At 72.3% G+C, this 21,810-nt stretch carries 17 protein-coding genes; all 17 read left to right on the top strand.

The genetic code is table 11. From position 1 onward, the window contains the following. Positions 1-100: 100 nt before the first annotated feature. The 17 genes from pafA (at position 101) to LUU90_RS21350 (ending at position 21,804) form a co-directional block, all read left to right on the top strand. On the top strand, positions 101-1,462 hold the full coding sequence (gene pafA / locus LUU90_RS21430; protein WP_275005977.1) for a Pup--protein ligase: 1,362 nt from the start codon (positions 101-103) through the stop codon (positions 1,460-1,462). A gap of 133 nt (positions 1,463-1,595) precedes the next feature. After that, entirely contained in the window at positions 1,596-2,540 is a 945-nt protein-coding gene (locus tag LUU90_RS21425; protein ID WP_275005976.1) for an FKBP-type peptidyl-prolyl cis-trans isomerase, read from the top strand. Beyond that, on the top strand, positions 2,540-3,310 hold the full coding sequence (gene hisF, locus LUU90_RS21420; protein WP_275005975.1) for an imidazole glycerol phosphate synthase subunit HisF: 771 nt from the start codon (positions 2,540-2,542) through the stop codon (positions 3,308-3,310). Before LUU90_RS21425 ends, hisF begins: the two co-directional genes overlap by 1 nt. A 163-nt stretch (positions 3,311-3,473) precedes the next feature. After that, on the top strand, positions 3,474-5,408 hold the full coding sequence (locus LUU90_RS21415; protein WP_275005974.1) for an ABC transporter ATP-binding protein: 1,935 nt from the start codon (positions 3,474-3,476) through the stop codon (positions 5,406-5,408). After that, on the top strand, positions 5,405-7,327 hold the full coding sequence (locus LUU90_RS21410; protein WP_275005973.1) for an ABC transporter ATP-binding protein: 1,923 nt from the start codon (positions 5,405-5,407) through the stop codon (positions 7,325-7,327). Before LUU90_RS21415 ends, LUU90_RS21410 begins: the two co-directional genes overlap by 4 nt. A 117-nt stretch (positions 7,328-7,444) precedes the next feature. Continuing rightward, positions 7,445-7,846 carry a phosphoribosyl-AMP cyclohydrolase gene (hisI, locus tag LUU90_RS21405; RefSeq protein WP_275005972.1) on the top strand — a complete coding sequence of 134 codons (402 nt, stop codon included), beginning with the start codon at positions 7,445-7,447 and terminating at the stop codon, positions 7,844-7,846. Then, a complete protein-coding gene (locus tag LUU90_RS21400) occupies positions 7,843-9,444 on the top strand; it encodes an anthranilate synthase component I (protein ID WP_275005971.1) in 1,602 nt (533 codons plus the stop codon). Before hisI ends, LUU90_RS21400 begins: the two co-directional genes overlap by 4 nt. Next, the gene (locus LUU90_RS21395; protein WP_275005970.1) at positions 9,441-10,190 is read left to right on the top strand and encodes a Trp biosynthesis-associated membrane protein; all 750 of its coding nucleotides are present in this window, start codon (positions 9,441-9,443) and stop codon (positions 10,188-10,190) included. The genes LUU90_RS21400 and LUU90_RS21395 overlap by 4 nt, the downstream gene beginning before the upstream one ends. Before the next feature lie 60 nt (positions 10,191-10,250). Next, positions 10,251-10,511: an HGxxPAAW family protein gene (locus LUU90_RS21390; RefSeq protein ID WP_275005969.1), complete on the top strand. Its 261-nt coding sequence runs from the start codon at positions 10,251-10,253 to the stop codon at positions 10,509-10,511. 7 nt (positions 10,512-10,518) lie between these two features. Further along, positions 10,519-10,809, top strand: a complete 291-nt coding sequence (locus LUU90_RS21385) for a DUF4190 domain-containing protein (protein WP_275005968.1) — start codon at positions 10,519-10,521, stop codon at positions 10,807-10,809. Continuing rightward, complete coding sequence (locus tag LUU90_RS21380; RefSeq protein ID WP_275005967.1) at positions 10,793-11,275, top strand: DUF2752 domain-containing protein; 483 nt, start codon at positions 10,793-10,795, stop codon at positions 11,273-11,275. Before LUU90_RS21385 ends, LUU90_RS21380 begins: the two co-directional genes overlap by 17 nt. A gap of 231 nt (positions 11,276-11,506) precedes the next feature. Continuing rightward, the gene (gene trpC, locus LUU90_RS21375; protein ID WP_274995392.1) at positions 11,507-12,322 is read left to right on the top strand and encodes an indole-3-glycerol phosphate synthase TrpC; all 816 of its coding nucleotides are present in this window, start codon (positions 11,507-11,509) and stop codon (positions 12,320-12,322) included. Between the two features lie 11 nt (positions 12,323-12,333). After that, complete coding sequence (trpB, locus tag LUU90_RS21370; RefSeq protein WP_275005966.1) at positions 12,334-13,608, top strand: tryptophan synthase subunit beta; 1,275 nt, start codon at positions 12,334-12,336, stop codon at positions 13,606-13,608. After that, positions 13,605-14,537: a tryptophan synthase subunit alpha gene (gene trpA / locus LUU90_RS21365; protein WP_275005965.1), complete on the top strand. Its 933-nt coding sequence runs from the start codon at positions 13,605-13,607 to the stop codon at positions 14,535-14,537. Before trpB ends, trpA begins: the two co-directional genes overlap by 4 nt. Next, positions 14,534-15,634, top strand: coding sequence for a prolipoprotein diacylglyceryl transferase (gene lgt, locus LUU90_RS21360; RefSeq protein WP_425596282.1), 1,101 nt, complete (start codon positions 14,534-14,536; stop codon positions 15,632-15,634). The genes trpA and lgt overlap by 4 nt, the downstream gene beginning before the upstream one ends. Positions 15,635-15,749: 115 nt before the next feature. Beyond that, entirely contained in the window at positions 15,750-20,321 is a 4,572-nt protein-coding gene (gene gltB, locus LUU90_RS21355) for a glutamate synthase large subunit (RefSeq protein WP_275005963.1), read from the top strand. Then, positions 20,314-21,804: a glutamate synthase subunit beta gene (locus LUU90_RS21350; protein ID WP_275005962.1), complete on the top strand. Its 1,491-nt coding sequence runs from the start codon at positions 20,314-20,316 to the stop codon at positions 21,802-21,804. Before gltB ends, LUU90_RS21350 begins: the two co-directional genes overlap by 8 nt. Positions 21,805-21,810 lie beyond the last annotated feature (6 nt).

Here is a 21,810-nt window from a genome sequence, read left to right as displayed (position 1 = left end):
CTCCGACCGAGGAGAAGCCGGACGAGCGGCCGGAGGCACCCGGCGGCACGCCCGAAACCGACCGATAGCAGCACGTTCCGCGAACAGGGAGGGGAAGTCCATGGACCGCAGGATCTTCGGTCTCGAGACCGAGTACGGCGTGACGTGCGCTGCCGACGACGGGCGTGGCCTGTCTGCTGACGAGGTCGCCCGCTACCTGTTCCGGAAGGTGGTGGCGTGGGGCCGTTCCTCGAACGTGTTCCTGAGGAACGGCTCCCGCCTCTACCTCGACGTGGGGTCCCACCCCGAGTACGCGACGGCGGAGTGCGACGACGTGCGCCAGCTCGTCTCGTACGACCGGGGCGGCGAACGGATCCTGGAAGGCCTGGTCGCGGACGCGCAGCAGCGCCTGGAGCACGAGGACCTGCCCGGCAAGATCCACCTGTTCAAGAACAACACCGACTCGGCGGGCAACTCCTACGGGTGCCACGAGAACTATCTGGTGCGGCGGTCCGGCGACTTCTCGCGGCTGTCGGACGTACTGGTGCCGTTCCTCATCACACGCCAGATCCTCGTCGGGGCGGGCAAGGTGCTCTCGACGCCGCGTGGTGCCGTGTTCTGCCTCTCGCAGCGTGCCGACCACATCTGGGAGGCCGTCTCCAGCGCGACCACGCGGTCGCGTCCGATCATCAACACACGGGACGAGCCGCACGCCGACGCCGAGCTGTACCGCCGGCTGCACGTCATCGTCGGTGACTCCTCGATGGCCGAGCCCACCACGATGCTCAAGGTGGGATCGACCGACCTGGTGCTGCGTCTGGTCGAGGCGGGGGTGCCCATGCGGGACCTCACGCTGGAGAACCCGATCCGCGCCATCCGGGAGATCAGCCACGACCGCACGGGCAAGCACGCCGTGACGCTGGCCAACGGCCGGACCATGACGGCCGTCGAGATCCAGTCGGAGTACTACGAACGCGCTCGCGAGCTCGTGGAGGCCAACCTCGAGGTCACGCCGGTGGTCAAGCAGGTGCTCGACCTGTGGGAGCGAGGGCTGCGCGCCCTGGAGGCGGAGAACCTCTCGCTCGTGGACCGCGAGCTGGACTGGGCCATCAAGCTCAAGCTCATCCGGCGATACCAGGAGAAGCACGGCATGGGCCTCGACGACCCGCGCATCGCGCGGCTCGACCTCGCCTACCACGACATCTCCCGTACCGAGGGCCTGTACAACCTGCTCGCGGCGCGTGGCATGGTCGAGCGGGTCACGACCGACCTGGAGGTCTTCGAGTCCACGGCCCTGCCGCCGCAGACCACCCGGGCCAAGCTGCGCGGCGACTTCGTCCGGGCGGCCCAGGAGGCACGGAGGGACTACACGGTGGACTGGGTGCACCTCAAGCTGAACGACCAGGCGCAGCGCACCGTGCTGTGCAAGGACCCGTTCAAGAGCGTCGACGACCGGGTGGAGCGCCTGATCGAGAGCATGTGAGCAGGGGTCGAGCGCCCCGGGACCGGCCACGGGGCCGGTCCCGGGGCGTCGTCGTGCCGCGGGTGCCGTACCGGGGGCGCCATGCCGGGGGCGCCATGCCGGGAGCACCGTCGGGTCGTGGGAGACTCTGCTGGTGAGTTCCTGGGTACGTGTCGTCGTCGGCGCGCTGGCAGCGGCGACGGTGATGGTGACCGCCGCGTGCGCGCCCGCGTCGCTGCCGGTCGACGTCGGTCCGGCGCCCACGTCGTCGGCCTCGCAGGCTCCGTTGCAGGTCACCGGGACGAGCGGCGCGCCGCCCACGCTCGAGTACGAGCAGCCGTTCGCCGTCGTGGCGCCGGCCTCGCGCACGGTCTGGCCCGGCACGGGAGACGTGCTGGAGCGCGACGACCCGGTGCTCCTGAACCTCTACGCGCAGGACGGCCGGGACGGCACGGAGCTGCAGAACACCTTCCGCACGGCGCCGGTGGCCTACACGATGACCGAGCCGTCGCTCGGCAACAGCCTCTTCGAGGCACTCGAGGGCAAGCGTGCCGGCACGCGGCTCCTGCTCATGGAGGAGCAGGACGGCGTCCCGGTGCTGCTGGTGGCGGACGTCCTGCCTGCTCGTGCGTCGGGTGTCGAGGCGGCGGCACCGGGCAAGAGCCTGCCGCAGGTACGCCTCGACGACCTGGGCGCCCCGACCGTCCGGATCCCGCGCGGCGTCGAGCCTCCGTCGGAGCTGGTGGTGCACCCCCTGATCCGCGGATCGGGGCAGCAGGTGCGCGCCGGGCAGATCCTCACCGTCGAGTTCACCGCCGTGCGCTGGAGCGACGGCGAGGTGGTCGACACGACGTGGACCGAGGGCACGTCTCCGCAGTCCGCGGAGATCGGGATCGGCAGGCTGGTCGAGGGCTGGGACCAGGGGCTGCTGGAACAGACCGTCGGTTCCCAGGTGATGCTGGTGGTACCACCGCAGGACGGCCACGCCAACACCACGAGCCGGCTCGCCGGCGAGACGCTGGTGTACGTGGTCGACATCCTCGACGCCCACAAGGCCGTCCCCGAGGAAGAACCCGAGACGAAGAAGAAGGAGGGCTGATGTCCGTCGCGATCCGCGTGATCCCGTGCCTGGACGTCGACGCGGGCCGAGTGGTCAAGGGCGTCAACTTCGCCGACCTGCGCGACGCGGGCGACCCGGTCGAGCTCGCCGGCCGGTACGACGCCGAAGGCGCCGACGAGCTCACGTTCCTGGACGTGTCCGCCTCGTCCGGCGACCGCGAGACCATGGTCGACGTCGTGCGCCGCACCGCCGAGCAGGTGTTCGTGCCGCTCACGGTCGGCGGGGGAGTGCGCTCGACGGACGACGTCGACCGGCTGCTGCGGGCGGGTGCCGACAAGGTCGGCGTGAACACCGCGGCGATCGCGCGGCCGGAGCTGATCGCGGAGATCGCCGAGCGGTTCGGCTCGCAGGTGCTGACGCTCAGCGTCGACGCGCGCCGCGTCACGGGCGACGTCACCACACCGTCCGGTTACGAGGTCACCACGCACGGCGGGCGGCGCGGCACCGGTATCGACGCCGTGGAGTGGGCGGAGAAGGCGGCCGTCCTGGGCGCGGGGGAGATCCTGCTCAACTCCATGGACGCCGACGGCACCACAGCCGGGTTCGACCTGGAGATGCTCCGCGCCGTACGGGAGCGGGTGCACGTCCCGCTCGTCGCCTCCGGCGGGGCGGGCACGCCCCAGCACTTCGTGGAGGCCGCGCAGGCGGGGGCGGACGCGGTCCTCGCGGCGTCGGTGTTCCACTTCGGCGTGCTGACCGTGGGTCAGGTCAAGGACGCGATGCGCGCGGCAGGTCTCGTCGTCCGCTGACGCCCGTCAGGACCCCTTGACCTCAACCAAGGTCGAGGTCGTAACGTCGTCGACGCCCAGGGCGAAAAACTGTCGAATCGATTCCCGGGTCGTGAGAAAATTCTGCAAGCCCCCGAGGAAGCGAGATCTTGCCGTGCCCACAGATGCCCCGCGATCCAGACCGATGGCGCTGACCGGCTCGCGTGTACGCCGCTCGCTCGCGCTGATGTGGCGCGGCATGCGGTCCCACCCGGGCATCTACGCCCTTGCCGTGGGCGCCTCGGCGATCTTCGGCGCCCTCACCGTCGGCGTGAGCCGCGCAGTGGGCTGGGCCACGGACTCCGTGGTCGTCCCTGCCATCGCCGGTGACGAGGTCGCGCGCGACCGGGTGTGGCTCGGCGGCCTCGTGCTCGCCGCCGTCGCGCTGACCCTCGCCCTGTCCGTCGCGGGCCGGCGCATCTGGGCGGGCTTCGGCGTCGTCCGGATCCAGGCCGACCATCGCACGGCGCTGACCCGCCAGTACCTGCGCCTGCCCGCCTCCTGGCACCGGGCGCACCCCGCCGGCCAGCTCCTGAACCACACCACCTCCGACACGGAGGCCGCCACCGGCGTCTTCAACCCGCTGCCGTTCGCGCTCGGCGTCGTGGTCATGATCGGCGTCTCCATCGGCATGCTCCTGACGATCGACCCCTGGCTGGCGCTCGCGGCGCTCGCCGTCATCCCCGTCACGGTCGCCGTCAACGCCGTCTACCAGCGGCACATGTCCCCGGCCGTGACCCGGGCGCAGCGCCTGCGCGGCGACGTCGCCGACGCGGCGCACGAGAGCTTCGAGGCGGCGCTCCTGGTCAAGTCGCTCGGCACGGAGGGCCGCGAGGAGGTGCGGTTCGACGCCCGCACGCAGGAGCTGCGCGCCGCGAACGTGCGCGTCGGCATCGTGCGCTCGCTGTTCGACCCCGTGATCCAGACCCTGCCCGCGGTCGGCACCCTGCTGGTGCTCGGCATCGGTACGTGGCGCATCTCGACCGGTGACGTCGTCGCGGGCGACATCGTCACCGCCGCCTACCTGCTCACCATGATGACCGTGCCCGTGCAGGCGTTCGGCTGGGTCCTCGGCGAGCTGCCGCGCGCCCTGGTCGGCCACGAGCGCATCGCGGAGGTCGTCGACTCGACGGGCGCGCTCGAGTACGGCGACGCCCGCCTGCCGCAGACACCCGGGCAGGCCGGCCTCGCCGTCCGCCTGGACGGTGTGGGCGTCGACGTGCCCGCGATCAGCGGGGCGCGTGGCCGCTCGATCACCCTGCTCGACGGTGTCGAGGTCGACGTCGAGCCCGGTACGACGGTCGCCGTCGTCGGCACCACCGGGGCCGGCAAGACCACCCTCGTGAGCCTCCTGGCCCGGCTGTCGGACCCGACTCGCGGACGCGTGCTGCTCGACGGCGTCGACGCGCGAACCCTGGCCGACGGCGAGATCCCCGCCCACGTCGCGTTCGTCACCCAGACCACGTTCATCTTCGAGGACACGGTGCGCGGCAACGTGACCCTCGCCGACAAGGATGCGCCCGACGCGCCGTCCGACGACGAGGTGTGGGAGGCTCTGCGGCTCGCCCGCCTGGAGGACACCGTGCGGGAGCTTGCCGGCGGCCTCGACGCCCCGCTGGGCGAGCGCGGCGCCAACCTCTCCGGCGGGCAGCGGCAGCGCCTCGCGATCGCCCGCGCGCTGGTGCGCGCCCCTCGCCTCCTCGTGCTCGACGACGCGACGAGCGCTGTCGACCCGCGGGTCGAGCAGGAGATCCTGCGCGGGCTGGCCGCCCGGGCCGACGAGCGGGTCGCCGGCCAGGCGGCCTCCGGGACCGGCTCGGGCGCCGGCCGCCGGTCGGGGACCACCGTGATCATGGTCGCCTACCGGATGTCCTCGGTGGCGCTCGCCGACCGTGTCATCCACATCGACGGCGGCCGCGTGGTCGACACCGGGACGCACGACGAGCTCATGGCGCGGGACCCCGGCTACCGCGAGCTCGCCACGGCCTACGAGGTCGAGACCGAGCGCAGGGAGCAGGAACGGGCCGACGCGGCCGCTGCCGGCGTGCTCGACGACAAGCTGGAAGAGGTGGCGGGATGACCGCGGCGACGGATGAGCGCGACGTGACCGACGTGCCCGAGGACCTGCTCGACGCCGACGGCGCGCGCATCGAGTCGACGAGCAGCCTCGGCGTGTTCGCGACGCTGCGCCGGGGTATCGAGATCAGCCCCGAGATCGCCCGGGGCATCTGGGTCACGCTCGGGCTGGCCTCCCTCGCGGCCGCCGGTCGCGTGGTGGTGCCGCTCGCGGTCCAGCAGACCATCGACGTCGGCATCCTGGCCGACGACGGGCCGGACGCCGGCCGCGTGGCGCTCCTCGCGTCGCTCGCGGCGGGTGCGCTCGTGCTGGCCGGGCTCTGCGCGGCGCTCGTCAACGTGCGCCTGTTCCGCGCGGCCGAGGCCGGTCTGGCGACGCTGCGGGTCAAGGCGTTCCGGCACGTGCACAACCTGTCGACCCTGACGCAGAACACCGAGCGGCGCGGTGCGCTGGTCTCACGTGTGACGAACGACGTCGACACCGTGTCGCTGTTCGTGCAGTGGGGCGGCATCATGCTGCTCGTCAGCGCGCTGCAGATCGTGGTGGCGACCGGGCTGATGATCGTCTACTCGCCGGTTCTCACGGCGGTGGTGTGGATCGCGTTCGTGCCGATGTTCCTCGTGATCCGGTACGGCCAGAAGTACGTGAACCGCGCCTACACCCTGGTGCGGGAGCGGGTCGGGGCCATGCTGGGCGCGATCTCCGAGGCCGTCGTGGGTGCCGAGACGGTGCGCGCGTACGGCGTGTCCGAGCGCACGGGGCGCCGCATCGGCGACGCCGTCGAGGACACCCGCAGCGCGCAGGCCCGGTCACAGGTCCTGGTCGCCGCGACGTTCTCGTCGGGTGTCCTGATCTCGAACCTGGTGCTCTCGATCGTCGTGGTCGTCGGAACGCTGCTCGGCGTGGGCGGCGGCCTGACGGCGGGCCAGCTCGTGGCCTTCCTGTTCCTGGTGCAGCTGTTCACCGGCCCGGTCCAGATGGCGACCGAGATCCTCAACGAGCTGCAGAACGCGGTGGCCGGGTGGCGGCGCGTGATCGCCGTCATCGACACGCCGGTGCAGGTGGCCGAGAAGCCGGACGCCGTGACGCAGGAGCGCGGGCCGGCCCGCGTCACGCTGCGCGACGTCCGGTTCTCGTACCCGCACGGACCAGAGGTGCTGCACGGCGTGACACTGGACCTGCCGCCGCGTACCAAGGTCGCGGTGGTGGGCCAGACCGGCTCCGGCAAGACGACCATCGCCAAGCTGGTCACCCGCCTCATGGACCCGACGTCGGGAGCCGTGGAGCTGGACGGCGTGGACCTGCGTGACCTCACGTTCGCGTCGCTGCGCGAACGTATCGTGCTGGTGCCGCAGGAGGGCTTCCTCTTCGACGGGACGGTGCTGGCCAACGTGGCGTACGGCCTGCGGGACTCCGCGGGCTCGCGGGTTCCGGACGGGTCGGCGGCGTCGGCGGCGTCGGCCACCGGACCGGCGGCGGAGCCGGCGGAGGTCTCGCCCGCGACCCGCGCCGCCGTCGAGCGGGCCTTCGTCGAGCTCGGGCTGTCCGACTGGGTCGCCGACCTGCCCGACGGGCTCGACACCGAGGTGGGCCAGCGGGGCGAGGCGCTGTCGGCGGGTGAGCGGCAGCTCGTCGCGATCGCACGTGCCTACCTCGCCCAGCCGGACCTGCTGGTGCTCGACGAGGCGACGTCGGCGGTGGACCCCGCGACGGAGGTCCGCATCGCGCGCGCCCTGGACTCCCTGACGGCCGGGCGCTCCACGATCACCATCGCCCACCGGCTCTCGACCGCCGAGGCGTCCGACCTGGTGGTCGTGGTCGACGAGGGCCACGTGGCCGAGGTCGGCCCGCACGACGAGCTGGCCGCGGCCGACGGCATCTACGCCCGCATGCACGCGAGCTGGATATCCCAGACCCGGTAGCCGGACCCGGTAGCCGGACCAGATCTGGCGCCGGAACGCGGACCGGATCTGGGACCGGATACGCGCCGGCGGCGGAGATCACACCGCCGTCGGCCCGTGACGTGGCAGGATTCTCAGGTGCCCGACGTTCTCGATCCCACGATCTCTGCCCGACTCAAGCGGGACGATGCCGGCCTGGTGGCCGCCGTCGTGCAGCAGCACGACACGGGCGAGGTGCTCATGGTCGGCTGGATGGACGACGAGGCCCTGCGCCGCACCCTCACCGAAGGGCGTGTGACCTTCTGGTCCCGCAGCCGTGAGGAGTACTGGCGCAAGGGCGACACGTCCGGGCACGCCCAGTACGTCAAGGCCGTGAGCATGGACTGCGACGGTGACGCCCTGCTGGTCCGGGTGGACCAGGTGGGCGCCGCGTGCCACACCGGCACGCGCACGTGCTTCGAGGCCGGGGGCGACCTCGGCGCGGTGGTCGGAGAACGCGATCCGCAGGACACCAACCAGCGAGACGAGGAGAACCGGTGACCCAGCTCGACACCCAGCTCGACCCCCACGAGGCTCGCGCGGCGACCGCACCCGCCGACCTGCCCTGGGGTCGCACCTGGCCGAGCCTCGGGGAGTTCCGGGAGATGGCCACCGACCGCCGGGTCATCCCGGTGGTCCGCCCCCTCCTCGCCGACGACGCGACGCCCGTGGGCCTCTACCGGACGCTGGCCCAGAGCAAGCCCGGCAGCTTCATCCTGGAGTCGGCGGAGTCCGGCGTCTGGGCGCGCTGGTCGTTCGTCGGGGTGTCGTCCCGGGCGACCCTGACCAGCGACAAGGGCCGGGCGGTCTGGACCGGTGACGTGCCGGTCGGCGTCCCGACGGAGGGTGACGTCGTCGACGTGCTCGAGGCGGCCCTGGTCGCGCTCCGCACGCCCGGCGTGGCCAACCTGCCGCCCCTCACCGGCGGCCTCGCAGGTGTGCTGGGCTGGGACATCGTGCGGCACTGGGAGCCCACGCTCCCGGCGACCGCTCCGGACGAGGTGGGCGCGCCGGAGCTCGCCCTGTGCCTCGCCACCGACCTCGCCGTGGTGGACCACCGGGAAGGGACCGTGTGGCTGGTCGCGAACGCGATCAACGCCGACGCCACGGACGAGCGTGTCGACGAGGCCTACGCGGACGCCGTCGCGCGGCTCGACGCCATGGAGGCGCAGCTGGAGGCGGGCGGGACCCGGGTCACGTCCGTCGTCGTGGAGGGTCCGGAGCCGCAGCTCGAGTTCCGCTCCACCCAGGACGAGTTCGAGAACGCGGTGCTCGCGGGCAAGGAGGCGATCCGGGATGGCGAGGTGTTCCAGGTGGTGCTGTCCCAGCGCCTGGACCTGGACTGCCCGGCGGACCCGCTGGACGTCTACCGTGCGCTGCGCACCGTGAACCCGAGCCCGTACATGTACTACTTCCACCTGGCCAAGCCGGACGGCGCCGAGTTCGCCGTGGTGGGCTCCAGCCCGGAGACCCTCGTCAAGGTGGACGACGGCCACGTCACCACCTACCCGATCGCCGGGTCCCGGCCGCGCGGCGCCCACCCCGAGGAGGACGCGGAGCTGGGTGAGGAGCTGCTGGCCGACCCCAAGGAGCGGGCCGAGCACATCATGCTCGTCGACCTCTCCCGCAACGACATGGTGAAGGTGTGCGAGCCCACCAGCGTCGAGGTGGTCGAGTTCATGAAGGTGCGGCGGTTCAGCCACATCATGCACATGTGCTCGACGGTGGTGGGCCGGCTGCGCGCCGGCCGCAGCGCCCTGGACGCGCTGCGCGCCACCTTCCCGGCCGGCACCCTCTCGGGGGCGCCCAAGCCCCGCGCGATCGCCCTGATCGACGAGCTCGAGCCCGCGTCCCGCGGCATCTACGGCGGGGTGTGCGGGTACTTCGACTTCGGCGGGAACATGGACATGGCCATCGCCATCCGTACCGCGTACATCGCCGACGGCCGGGCCAGCGTCCAGGCCGGCGGCGGCATCGTCGCCGACTCGGTGCCCGCGCTGGAGTACGCGGAGTCGCGCAACAAGGCCGCCGCCGCGGTGCGCGCCATCCAGCTCGCGTCGCGCCTGGCCCCGCTCGGGAAGGCCGGTGGCGGCAAGTGACTCGCACCCGCACCGTTCTCGCGCTGCTCGTCCTGGGCGGGCTGACGTTCGCCGTCGGCTCGCCCACCTGGGTGACTTCGACCGTGGCGACCGCGCTGGAGCCCGAGGTGGCGGTGGCCGCCGTCGGCACCTCCGCCGCGCCGGGCGTCGGCGCCGGAGCGCTCGTGCTCCTGGCCGCCGGCATCGCGTGCGCGCTCACGGGGCGCGTCGCCCGGTACGTGGCGCTCGTGGTCGCCGCGGCGGCGGGGGTTCTGGTGGTGGCGAGCACGCTCGTCGTCGTCGGCGACCCCACGCCCGCCGCCACCGCCGCCGCGTCCGCGACGAGCGGTGTCACCGAGCTCACGTCGCCGGTCACGCTGACCGCCTGGCCGTGGGCCGCGGTCGCCACCGGGGTGCTCGCGGTCGTCGTGGCGGTCTGGGCAGCGGTCGCGGCGCGCGGCTGGGCGGAGACCTCCGGCCGGCACGAGCGCGCGGACCGGACCGCGACGGCCGGCGCCACGGCCCCGGGTGTCGGGGGAACCGTCGCCCCAGGCGCCCCTGCCGGCGTCTCCGCCGGCACCTCCGCGGGAGACGATGCCGGCACCGCGGGCGAGCGGGGCAGCGCCGTCCGGCCGGACGCCGCTGGGCCGGACGCCGCTGGGCCGGACACCGCTGGGCCGGACGCCGCAGGACAGGACGACGACGAGATCGATCCCCACGACGCCTGGGACGCGCTGTCCCGGGGCGATGACCCGACGGGCCGCTGACCTGACGCTGAGCGGTTAGGCTGAGCGCGTACCGCACGACACGAAAGGCACCAACCTGCGATGACCGAGAACAAGCCCGAGATCGCCTACCTGCCGCCGGGCGTCCCGCCGACGAACCACGGCCACACGGTCGCCGCGTGGGTGACGATGGCCGGCATCACGCTCGGCGCGCTCATCTCCGCGTTCGGCCTCGTGCTGGCCGCGTCGTCGCCGTCGGGGCTGGTCATGTTCACGGTCGGCCTGGTCGTGGTCGGCGTCTCGCTGATCGTCGGCCTGGTGCTGCGGAACCTGGGCATGGGCCAGAAGAAGGTCCAGCGGTAGGTCCACGATGACCGAGCTCGCGATGCCCGCACGGCCCGCCGCGTACCCCCGGAACAACCTGGGGGTGTGGTCGCTCGTGCTGGGCATCGCGTCGGTCGTTCTGGCGCTGGGTGTCGTCACCGGCATTCCCGCCATCATCGTCGGCAACCAGGGCCGTCGCGCCGTGCGCGCGGGCGAGGCGAACAACGAGGGCATGGCGCTGACCGGTGTCGTGCTCGGCTGGATCTCGCTGGCGATCCTGGCCGTGGTGATCGTGCTGCTCGTCGCCCGGTTCGTGGCGGGTGAGCCCGGTTCCTGAGATCGACGCCGAGCCCGGACCCGCGCCGGCCGCGGGGCCCGCCGCTCAGCCCGTTGCCCGGTCCACCGGCACCTCGGCCCTCCGGGCGCCGCTCCTCGCCGGCGCGGCGGTCGGCGCGGCCACGCTGCTGGTCGCGCTGCGCGACCCGCACGTGCGCGGGTCCTACGGGTTCTGCCCGCTGCTGGAGCTGACCGGCCTGGCCTGCCCCTTGTGCGGTGGGCTGCGCGCCACGCACGATCTGGCGCACCTCGACCTGGCCGGCGCCTGGTCGGCGAACGCGCTGTGGACCGTGACCGCCCCCGTCGTGGTGGTCCTCTGGCTGACGTGGCTCGTGGCCGCCGCACGCGGCCGGCCCGTCAAGGGCCTGTCCAGCACCGCCGGCTGGGTCACCCTCGGCGTCGCGCTGGCGTTCTTCGTGGCGCGCAACCTCCCTGGCCTGCAGCCCTACCTGACCCCGTGGACCTGACCTGCGCCTGACCCGGATCTGACCGCGAACCCCGGCCCCGGACCGACCAGGTGATCCCCAGGGAGTCCTCGGACGACTCCCGGCCCGGGATCTGACGGGACGTCGTCTCACGGTCCGGGAGTGGTCAGGACCACACCCTGGATCCGCCTACGATGGCCATGGGGCGATCGCCCCGGCAAACGTACGAGGCGTAGCACGAGGGCAGAGCAAGGGCACGGGGAGGCTCATTACATGTCGGTCCTGGAGGACATCGTCGCGGGGGTTCGTGAGGACCTCGCGGAGCGTGAGGCACGCGTGTCTCTCGACGCGCTCAAGGAGCGTGCCACCGCGGTGCCCGGGGCTCTCGAGTGCCTCGGCCGTCTGAAGCAGGCGGACGCCGTGTCGGTGATCGCCGAGGTGAAGCGCTCGAGCCCGAGCAAGGGCTCGCTCGCGTCGATCGACGACCCTGCGGCGCTCGCCGTCGAGTACGAGACGGGCGGCGCGTCCGCGATCTCCGTGCTCACCGAGCAGCGCCGGTTCAACGGCTCGCTCGCCGATCTGGACGCCGTGCGCGGCCGGGTCGACGTCCCGGTGCTCCGCAAGGACTTCATCGTGACGCCGTACCAGGTGTGGGAGGCACGAGCGCACGGGGCCGACCTGGTGCTGATCATCGTGGCCGCCCTGGAGCAGACGGTGCTCGAGTCGCTCGTCGAGCGCGTGCACTCGCTCGGCATGACGGCCCTGGTCGAGGCGCACAACCTCGAGGAGGTCCGCCGGGCGGTGGACGCCGGGGCGCGGGTGGTGGGCGTCAACGCCCGCAACCTGAAGACCCTCGAGCTGGACCGCGGCCTGTTCCGCAGCCTCGCCGAGTACATCCCGGACGACGTGATCAAGATCGCGGAGTCCGGCATCCGAGGTCCGCACGACGTGATGGAGATGGCTCGCGCCGGCGCCGACGGCGTTCTGGTGGGCGAGGCTCTGGTGACCGACGGCGCCCCGCGCGCCTCGGTGGCCGACCTCGTCGCAGCGGGCTCGCACCCGTCGCTGCGGTCCGTACGTCCGGCTTGAAGGGGTCCGAGGTGACCGACGTGAAGCTGTCCGACGTCTCCGGTCCGTACTTCGGCGAGTACGGCGGGCGTTACGTGCCCGAGGCGCTCATCGCCGCGCTCGACGAGCTGGACACCGAGTTCCGCAAGGCGGCCGACGACCCCGAGTTCGCGGCGGAGCTGCAGCGCCTGCACCGGGAGTACACGGGCCGGCCGAGCGCGCTGACCGAGGTGCAGCGGTTCGCCGCGCACGCGGGCGGCGCGCGCGTGTTCCTCAAGCGTGAGGACCTGAACCACACCGGGTCGCACAAGATCAACAACGTGCTGGGCCAGGCCCTCCTGGTCAAGCGCATGGGCAAGAAGCGCCTCATCGCGGAGACGGGGGCCGGCCAGCACGGCGTCGCCACCGCCACGGCCGCAGCCCTGATGGACCTCGAGTGCGTGGTCTACATGGGCGAGGAGGACACCCGGCGCCAGGCGCTGAACGTGGCGCGCATGCGCCTGCTCGGTGCCGAGGTCGTGCCGGTGAAGATCGGCTCGCGCACGCTCAAGGACGCGATCAACGAGGCACTGCGGGACTGGGTGGCCAACGTCGAGACCACCCACTACCTGCTGGGTACCGTCACGGGCCCGCACCCGTTCCCCGAGATGGTGCGCCAGTTCCACCGCATCATCGGCGAGGAGGCGCGCGAGCAGCTCCTGGAGCGCGCGGGCCGCCTGCCCGACGTGGTCGCGGCGTGCGTGGGCGGCGGGTCCAACGCGCTCGGCATCTTCAACGCGTTCCTCGACGACAAGGGCGTCGAGCTGCGCGGGTTCGAGGCCGGCGGCGAGGGTATCGAGTCGGGGCGCCACGCGGCCCGGTTCAGCGGCGGCGCCCTGGGTGTGCTGCACGGCGCGCGCTCCTACCTGCTGCAGGACGACGACGGCCAGACCTTGCCCAGCCACTCCGTCTCGGCCGGCCTGGACTATCCGAGCGTCGGCCCGGCCCACGCCTGGCTCCACGACCTGGGCCGCGCGACCTACGAGCCGGTGACCGACGACGAGGCCATGGAGGCGTTCCGTCTGCTGTGCCGCACCGAGGGGATCATCCCGGCCATCGAGTCGGCGCACGCCCTCGCGGGCGCGATGCGGGTCGGCAAGGCCGCGGCGGCGGAAGGCCGCACCGGACCCGACGGCGAGCCGCTCCTGATCCTCGTGAACCTCTCCGGTCGCGGCGACAAGGACGTGGCGACGGCGGCACGCTGGTTCGGGCTGCTCGACGAGGGCGTGGCGACGGAAGAGCTCGAGCGGCAGGAGGGCCGGGGATGAGCACTGTGACAGAGCCGGCCACCGGGCCGCAGACGGGGTCGAGCACGAGCGATCTGATCGCCCGCCTGCGCGAGCAGGAGAACCGCCCCGCGCTGGTGGGCTACCTGCCGGTGGGCTATCCGACGGTGGACCGGTCGGTCGAGGCCCTCAAGACGCTGATCGACCACGGCACCGACATCATCGAGCTCGGGGTGCCGTACACCGACCCCGTGCTGGACGGCCCGGTCATCCAGGCCGCCGCGCAGGGTGCGCTCGACGCGGGTGCCCGCGTGCGGGACGTGTTCCGTGTGGTGCGGGAGCTGACCGAGTACGCGCCGCACGTGCCCGTGCTGGTCATGACCTACTGGAACCCCGTGCTCAAGTACGGGGCGGACGCGTTCGCGCGCGACCTGGCCGCCGCGGGCAGCGCCGGTCTGATCACGCCCGACCTCATCCCCGACGAGGCCGCGGACTGGCTGGCCGCCAGCGAGGCGCACGGGCTGGACCGCGTGTTCCTCGTGGCCCCGAGCTCGACGACGGAGCGGCTGCGGCTCACCGTCGGCGCCTCGCGCGGGTTCGTCTACGCGGCGTCGCTCATGGGCGTCACGGGGGAGCGGAACCAGGTGGGCTCGCGCGCCGAGCAGCTCGTGGCCGACACCCGCGCGGCCGGCGCCGTCAACGTCTGCGTGGGCCTCGGTGTCTCCACCGGTGCGCAGGCCGCCCAGGTGGGCCGCTTCGCCGACGGTGTCATCGTCGGGTCGGCGATGGTGCGCCCGCTGCTGTCGGACGGCCCGCTGACCGAGGACGAGTGGACCGCCCGTCTCAGGAATCTGGCCGAGGTGACGGAAGACCTCGCGGCCGGGGTACGGTCTGCGCGCGCTACCGCGCCCACTGACACACCCGCTGCCGTCGCGCCCGGCGGCGCGACGACATCCGGAGAGGCCCCGTGACGCTGCTGACCGCCCTGTCGGCTCCGCTGTCCGCTGAGCTGCCTGCGTTGCTGTCCGCTGCCGTGGTCGCCGAGATACCCAGCCCCTCCGAACACACCTGGTACCTCGGGATCTTCCCGCTGCGCGCCTACGCGCTGGCGATCCTCGCGGGGATCGCCGTCGCCCTCTGGATGACCGCCAGGCGCTGGAAGGCTCGTGGCGGGGACCCCGAGGACGTCCTGGAGATCGCGTTCTGGGCGGTGCCGTTCGGCATCGTCGGGGGCCGGATCTACCACGTGCTCTCCTCGCCGGACCGGTACTTCGGCGAGAACTTCTCGGGCGGGGGCGACCCGATCAAGGCGCTCTACGTCTGGGAGGGCGGCCTCGGCATCTGGGGCGCGGTGGCGTTCGGCGCCGTCGGAGCCTGGCTGGGCTGCCGCCAGAAGGGCGTCCGGCTCTCGTCCTTCGCCGACGCCGTCGCGCCCGGTCTGCTGGTCGCGCAGGCCGTCGGCCGGCTCGGAAACTGGTTCAACCAGGAGCTGTACGGCCGGCCCACCGAGCTGCCGTGGGGGCTGCGGATCGACGCCGAGTACCTGGTGTCGAACCCGGCGACGGGCGTGGCGTACCCGGAGGGCACGCTGTTCCACCCGACGTTCCTGTACGAGCTCCTGTGGTGCCTCGCCATGGCCGGGGTTCTGCTCTTTCTCGACCGTCGGTTCAAGTTGGGTCATGGACGGGTATTCTGGGCGTACGTCCTGCTCTACACTCTCGGACGGGTCTGGATCGAGATGCTCCGCATCGACGATGCGGAGCTGGTGCTGGGGCTACGCCTCAACGTCTGGACGTCGATCCTTCTGGGCCTCGCGGCCCTGGTGGTCTCGATCGTGCTGGCTCGGAAGTTCCCCACCAGGGAAGAGTCGGTTCGGCTGCGGCCGGAGGGGGATGATCCGTCGGCCGGACCTGAGGCTGATCCGGAGCCTGACCCAGCGCGCGACTCAGTACGCGAACGAGTAAGTGACCCAGCAAGTGAAGGGACCGGCGAGGCAGCTGCCGAGCCGGAGGAAGAGAAGACAGCAGCAGTGGAGGAGTCCGACGCGGACACCTCCGCGCGCACCTGAGGGGCACGGCCGCCGGGACCACCGGACGACGAGCCCCCTGACCGACCGGGCCGCCGTCGTCCCGGACCATCGCAAGGAACTGCGCCCGGCTACGGCCGGGTGCCTGTGAGGACCCATGACCAAGCCGTTGCCGACACAACAGGTGGGGATGCCCGCACAGGGCCTGTACGACCCGGCGGCCGAGCATGACGCGTGCGGCGTCGCCTTCGTGGCGACCCTGCGCGGCACGCCCGGGCGAGACATCGTCGATGCCGGACTGACCGCCCTGCTCAACCTCGACCACCGCGGCGCGGTGGGGGCGGAGGAGGACAGCGGCGACGGCGCCGGGATCCTGACCCAGATCCCCGACGCGTTCATCCGTGACGTGGTGGGCGTCGACCTGCCGCCCGCAGGCATGTACGCGATCGGTACGGCGTTCCTGCCGACCGACGACGCCGAGCGGGACGCCGTCGTGCGTCGCGTCGAGGCGCTGGCCGCCGAGGAGAAGCTCGACGTGCTCGCGTGGCGCGACGTCCCGGTGGACGCCGGGATCGTCGGCCCGACCGCGCGCGCGTCGATGCCGGTGTTCCGGCAGATCGTCGTGGCCGACCCCTCGCGAGGGCTGTCCGGGATCGACCTGGACCGCCGCTGCTACCGCCTGCGCAAGCGGGCGGAGAACGAGATCGGCCTGTACTTCGCGTCGCTCAGCGCCCGCACCCTGACGTACAAGGGCATGCTGACCACCGCGCAGCTCGAGCCGTTCTTCCCGGACCTGTCCGACCCGCGGTACGCCACGGAGCTCGCCCTGGTCCACTCGCGGTTCTCCACCAACACGTTCCCGTCGTGGCCCCTGGCCCAGCCGTTCCGGCTGCTGGCCCACAACGGCGAGATCAACACCGTGCGCGGCAACCGCAACTGGGTGGCGGCGCGCGAGGGCACCATGGAGTCCGAGCTGCTCGGCGACCTGGGGGCGCTGCAGCCCGTGTGCTCGCCGGGAGCGAGCGACTCGGCCAGCTTCGACGAGGTGCTCGAGCTGCTGCACCTGAGCGGCCGCTCCCTGCCGCACTCGGTGCTGATGATGGTTCCGGAGGCCTGGGAGAACAACCCGGGCATGGACCCGGCGCTGCGCTCGTTCTACGAGTTCAACGCGAACCTCATCGAGCCGTGGGACGGCCCCGCCTCCCTCACGTTCACCGACGGCACCCTGATCGGCGCCGTGCTGGACCGCAACGGGCTGCGGCCCGGGCGCTGGTGGGTCACCGAGGACGGTCTCGTCGTGCTGGCCTCCGAGGCCGGCGTGCTCGACATCGACCCCGCCACCGTGGTCCGCAAGGGCCGCCTGGAGCCCGGCAAGATGTTCCTCGTGGACACCGGCTCCGGCCGGATCATCGAGGACGAGGAGATCAAGTCCGGTCTCGCCGCGATGCACCCCTACGGGGACTGGATCCGTGAGCACTCGGTCCGCCTCGAGGACCTGCCGGACCGGGAGCACGTGGCGCACAGCCCGGCGTCCGTCCGGCGTCGGCAGCGGGCCTTCGGGTACACCGAGGAAGAGCTCAAGATCATCCTGTCGCCGATGGCGACCACGGGTGGCGAGCCGCTCGGTGCCATGGGCTCCGACACGCCCGTCGCGGTGCTGTCGCAGCGCCCGCGCCTCCTGTTCGACTACTTCACCCAGATGTTCGCCCAGGTGACCAACCCGCCGCTCGACGCGATCCGCGAGGAGCTCGTCACGGCGATCGGCAGCGCCATCGGCCCCGAGCCGAACCTGCTCGCGGACCTCCCGGAGCACGCGCGCAAGCTCGTGCTCGGCTTCCCGGTGCTGGACAACGACCAGCTCGCCAAGATCGTGCACGTCGAGCGCGACCGGGAGCTCGAGGGTGTCTTCCAGGCGGAGACCATCCAGGGCCTCTACGAGGTCTCGGGCGGCGGCGCCGCCCTCCTGTCCCGGCTCGAGGCGATCTTCGCCGACGTGGACCGGTACGTGGAGGAGGGTGCGAGCTTCCTCGTGCTGTCCGACCGCGACGCCAACTCCGAGCTGGCGCCGATCCCGTCGCTGCTCCTGACCAGCGCCGTGCACCACCACCTGGTGCGCAAGCACACCCGCAACCGGGTGTCGCTCGTGGTCGAGGCCGGTGACGTGCGCGAGGTGCACCACGTCGCGCTGCTCATCGGTTACGGCGCGGCCGCGGTGAACCCGTACCTCGCCATGGAGACCGTCGAGGACCTGGCTCGTCGCGGGTACCTGGACGTCACGCCGGAGCAGGCGGTCGCCAACCTCATCAAGGGGCTCGGCAAGGGCGTGCTCAAGGTGATGTCCAAGATGGGCATCTCCACGATCATGTCCTACCGCGGCGCCCAGATCTTCGAGGCCATCGGTCTGTCCCACGACCTGGTCGAGGACTACTTCACCGGCACCACGTCGCGGCTCGGCGGCATCGGCCTGGACGTCATCGCGGCAGAGGTCGCGGCACGGCACGCCGAGGCGTACCCGCCGTCCGGCAACAAGAAGCCCGGCGAGCGCCTCACCACCGGTGGGGAGTACCAGTGGCGGCGGGACGGCGAGGACCACCTCTTCGACCCGGAGACGGTCTTCCGGCTCCAGCACGCCACCCGGTCCGGCCGGATGGACATCTTCCGGCAGTACACGCGGCGCGTGGACGAGCAGTCGAACCGTCTGATGACGCTGCGCGGCCTGCTGCGCTTCAGCCCCGACCGCGAACCGGTGCCGATCGACGAGGTCCAGCCGGTCAGCGAGATCGTCAAGCTGTTCAACACGGGCGCCATGTCCTACGGCTCTATCTCGTCGGAGGCGCACGAGACCCTCGCCATCGCGATGAACCGGCTCGGCGGCCGGTCCAACTCGGGCGAGGGCGGCGAGGACTCGGAGCGGCTGTACGACGACGAGCGGCGCTCGCGCGTCAAGCAGATCGCGTCGGGCCGGTTCGGCGTCACGTCGGAGTACCTGACGCAGGCCACCGACATCCAGCTCAAGCTCGCCCAGGGCGCCAAGCCGGGCGAGGGTGGGCAGCTGCCGGGGAACAAGGTGTACCCGTGGGTCGCGAAGACCCGGCACTCGACGCCGGGCGTCGGGCTCATCTCGCCGCCGCCGCACCACGACATCTACTCGATCGAGGACCTGGCCCAGCTGATCCACGACGCGAAGAACGCCAACCCGGACGCGCGTGTGCACGTCAAGCTGGTCAGCGAGTTCGGCGTCGGCACGGTGGCGACGGGTGTGTCCAAGGCGCACGCCGACGTCGTCCTGATCTCCGGGCACGACGGCGGTACCGGCGCCTCGCCGCTCACGTCGCTCAAGCACGCGGGCACGCCCTGGGAGATCGGCCTGGCCGAGACCCAGCAGACCCTGGTGCTCAACGACCTGCGCGACCGCATCGTCGTGCAGGTGGACGGCCAGATGAAGACCGGCCGCGACGTGATCGTCGCGGCACTGCTCGGCGCCGAGGAGTTCGGCTTCGCGACGGCGCCGATGGTGGTCTCGGGCTGCGTCATGATGCGGGTCTGCCACCTGGACACGTGCCCGGTCGGCGTCGCCACGCAGAACCCCGAGCTGCGCGCCCGGTTCACGGGCAAGCCGGAGTTCGTCGTGAACTTCTTCGAGTTCATCGCCCAGGAGGTGCGTGAGCACCTCGCAGCGCTCGGTTTCCGCAGTCTTGAGGAGGCCGTCGGCCAGGTGCAGGTGCTCGACACCCGCAAGGCCGTCGACCACTGGAAGGCGCAGGGGCTCGACCTGACCCCGGTGCTGGCCAAGCCGCAGCTCAAGGAGGGTTCCTCCCTGCGGCACACGACGGCGCAGGACCACGGCCTCGCCAGGGCGCTGGACAACCAGCTCATCAAGGCGGCGGCCCCGGCCCTCGAACGTCGCGAGGCGGTGCGGATCGAGCTGCCGATCCGGAACGTGAACCGCACGGTCGGCACGATGCTCGGCCACGAGGTGACCAAGCGGTACCGCGGCGCGGGCCTGCCGGACGACACGATCGACGTGACCCTCACGGGCTCCGCCGGCCAGTCGCTCGGCGCGTTCCTGCCCCGCGGCATCACGCTGCGCCTGTTCGGCGACGCCAACGACTACGTCGGCAAGGGCCTGTCCGGTGGCCGCATCGCGGTCCGCCCGGACAAGGCGTCGGTGCTCGACGGCGGCAACGTCATCGCTGGCAACGTCATCGGCTACGGCGCCACGTCCGGCGAGATCTACCTGCGCGGACGCGTGGGGGAGCGGTTCGGCGTGCGTAACTCCGGCGCCACCCTCGTCGCGGAGGGCGTCGGCGACCACGCCTGCGAGTACATGACCGGCGGTACGGTGCTGGTGCTCGGCCCCACGGGTCGCAACGTCGGCGCCGGCATGTCCGGCGGGACCGCGTACTTCCTGGACCTGCGGGTCTCACGCGTCAACCAGGCGGCTCTCGAGGCCCGCGAGCTCTCGCTCGAACCCCTGGACGACGCCGACTGGGAGACCGTGCGCGACCTGCTGGAGCGGCACCACACCGAGACCGGCTCGGCCGTGGCGGCCGAGCTGCTCGCCGACCCCGCGGCGGCGCGGCTCCGCTTCAGCCGCCTGCTGCCGCCCGGCTGGGCGCGTGTGCGGCTGGCCCTCAGCGAGGCGGAGGCCGCCGGCGCCGACGTCTCAGGAAAGACCCAGTGGGACCCGTCCGTCTGGGACCAGATCATGGAGGTGGCACGTGGCTGACCCCAGAGGATTCCTCAAGGTCACCGAGCGGGAGCTCCCGCCGAACCGGCCCGTCGAGGTCCGGCTGCGCGACTGGAAGGACACCCACGCGCACCGCGAGGACGGGCAGCCGTTCCTCAAGGAGCAGGCCGGCCGCTGCATGGACTGCGGCGTGCCGTTCTGCCACCAGGGCTGCCCGCTGGGCAACCTGATCCCGGACTGGAACGACCTGGTCTGGCGCGGGCAGTGGGCCGACGCGATCGACCGCCTGCACGCGACCAACAACTTCCCGGAGTTCACCGGCCGCGTGTGCCCGGCGCCGTGCGAGTCGTCCTGCGTGCTGAGCATCAACCAGCCCGCGGTGACCATCAAGAACGTCGAGGTCTCGATCATCGACGAGGCGTTCGCCCGCGGTCTGGTCACGCCGCACGTCCCGGAGCGGCTCACGGGCTCCACGGTCGCCGTCGTCGGTTCCGGCCCTGCCGGCCTCGCCGCGGCGCAGCAGCTCACGCGCGCCGGCCACACCGTCGTCGTCTACGAGCGGGACGACGCCGTCGGCGGCCTCCTGCGCTACGGCATCCCGGACTTCAAGCTCGAGAAGCTGCACATCGACCGCCGGCTGGCGCAGATGGAGGCAGAGGGCACCCGGTTCCGGACCGGCGTCGCGATCGGCACGGACATGAGCTGGGACGCGCTGCGCCGCCGGTTCGACGCCGTGGTGGTTGCCACCGGCGCCACCGTGCCGCGCGACCTGGCGCTGCCCGGCCGCGACCTGGCGGGCATCCACTTCGCCATGGACTACCTGACGCCCGCCAACCAGGCGGTCCGCGCCGGCACGCCGGACGTCCTGCCGGAGGGTGCGCCGTCGGCTGCCGGCAAGCACGTGGTCATCATCGGCGGCGGCGACACCGGTTCGGACTGCCTCGGCACCGCGCTGCGCCAGGGCGCCGCGAGCGTCACCACCCTCGCCATCGGCAAGAAGCCGCCGCTCGAGCGTCCGGCGAACCAGCCGTGGCCGACCGACCCGATCCTGTTCGAGGTCTCGACCTCGCACGAGGAGGGCGGCGAGCGCACCTACCTCGCGTCGACGGTGGAGTTCGTGCCCAGCTCCGAACCTGGGGCCGAGGGCAACGTTCGTGCCCTCAAGGTCGCGGAGACCCAGTACCTGGCCGACGGCCGTCGTGCCGCCACCCCTGGCACGGAGCGGGAGATCCCCGCGGACCTCGTGCTCGTGGCCATGGGCTTCACGGGCCCCGAGACCGGCGTGCTCGAGGAGCAGACCGGCATCGAGATCACCGACCGTGGTCTGGTGGCGCGCGGCGACGACTACGCTGCAAGCCTGCCCGGAGTTTTCGTGGCCGGCGACGCCGGTCGCGGGCAGTCCCTCATCGTGTGGGCCATCGCGGAGGGCCGTGCTGCGGCCGCCGCGGCTGATACCTACCTGCAGGGCAGCACCGAGCTGCCTGCCCCGGTGCGTCCGCGCACGCTCGCTCTGCGTTCGTGACCGGAG

This window comes from Promicromonospora iranensis (genome assembly GCF_028994775.1).
In the GTDB taxonomy this organism is placed as follows: Bacteria; Actinomycetota; Actinomycetes; order Actinomycetales; family Cellulomonadaceae; genus Promicromonospora; species Promicromonospora iranensis_A.
This window is presented reverse-complemented; position numbering and strand designations above follow the sequence as displayed.

What these genes read in the sequence shown, in the direction of transcription:
- pafA (WP_275005977.1), top strand. Translation starts at nt 101, where the DNA reads ATGGACCGCAGGATCTTCGGTCTCGAGACCGAGTACGGCGTGACGTGC.
- hisF (WP_275005975.1), top strand. Translation starts at nt 2,540, where the DNA reads ATGTCCGTCGCGATCCGCGTGATCCCGTGCCTGGACGTCGACGCGGGC.
- LUU90_RS21415 (WP_275005974.1), top strand. Translation starts at nt 3,474, where the DNA reads ATGGCGCTGACCGGCTCGCGTGTACGCCGCTCGCTCGCGCTGATGTGG.
- LUU90_RS21410 (WP_275005973.1), top strand. Translation starts at nt 5,405, where the DNA reads ATGACCGCGGCGACGGATGAGCGCGACGTGACCGACGTGCCCGAGGAC.
- LUU90_RS21390 (WP_275005969.1), top strand. Translation starts at nt 10,251, where the DNA reads ATGACCGAGAACAAGCCCGAGATCGCCTACCTGCCGCCGGGCGTCCCG.
- LUU90_RS21385 (WP_275005968.1), top strand. Translation starts at nt 10,519, where the DNA reads ATGACCGAGCTCGCGATGCCCGCACGGCCCGCCGCGTACCCCCGGAAC.
- trpC (WP_274995392.1), top strand. Translation starts at nt 11,507, where the DNA reads ATGTCGGTCCTGGAGGACATCGTCGCGGGGGTTCGTGAGGACCTCGCG.
- trpA (WP_275005965.1), top strand. Translation starts at nt 13,605, where the DNA reads ATGAGCACTGTGACAGAGCCGGCCACCGGGCCGCAGACGGGGTCGAGC.
- gltB (WP_275005963.1), top strand. Translation starts at nt 15,750, where the DNA reads ATGACCAAGCCGTTGCCGACACAACAGGTGGGGATGCCCGCACAGGGC.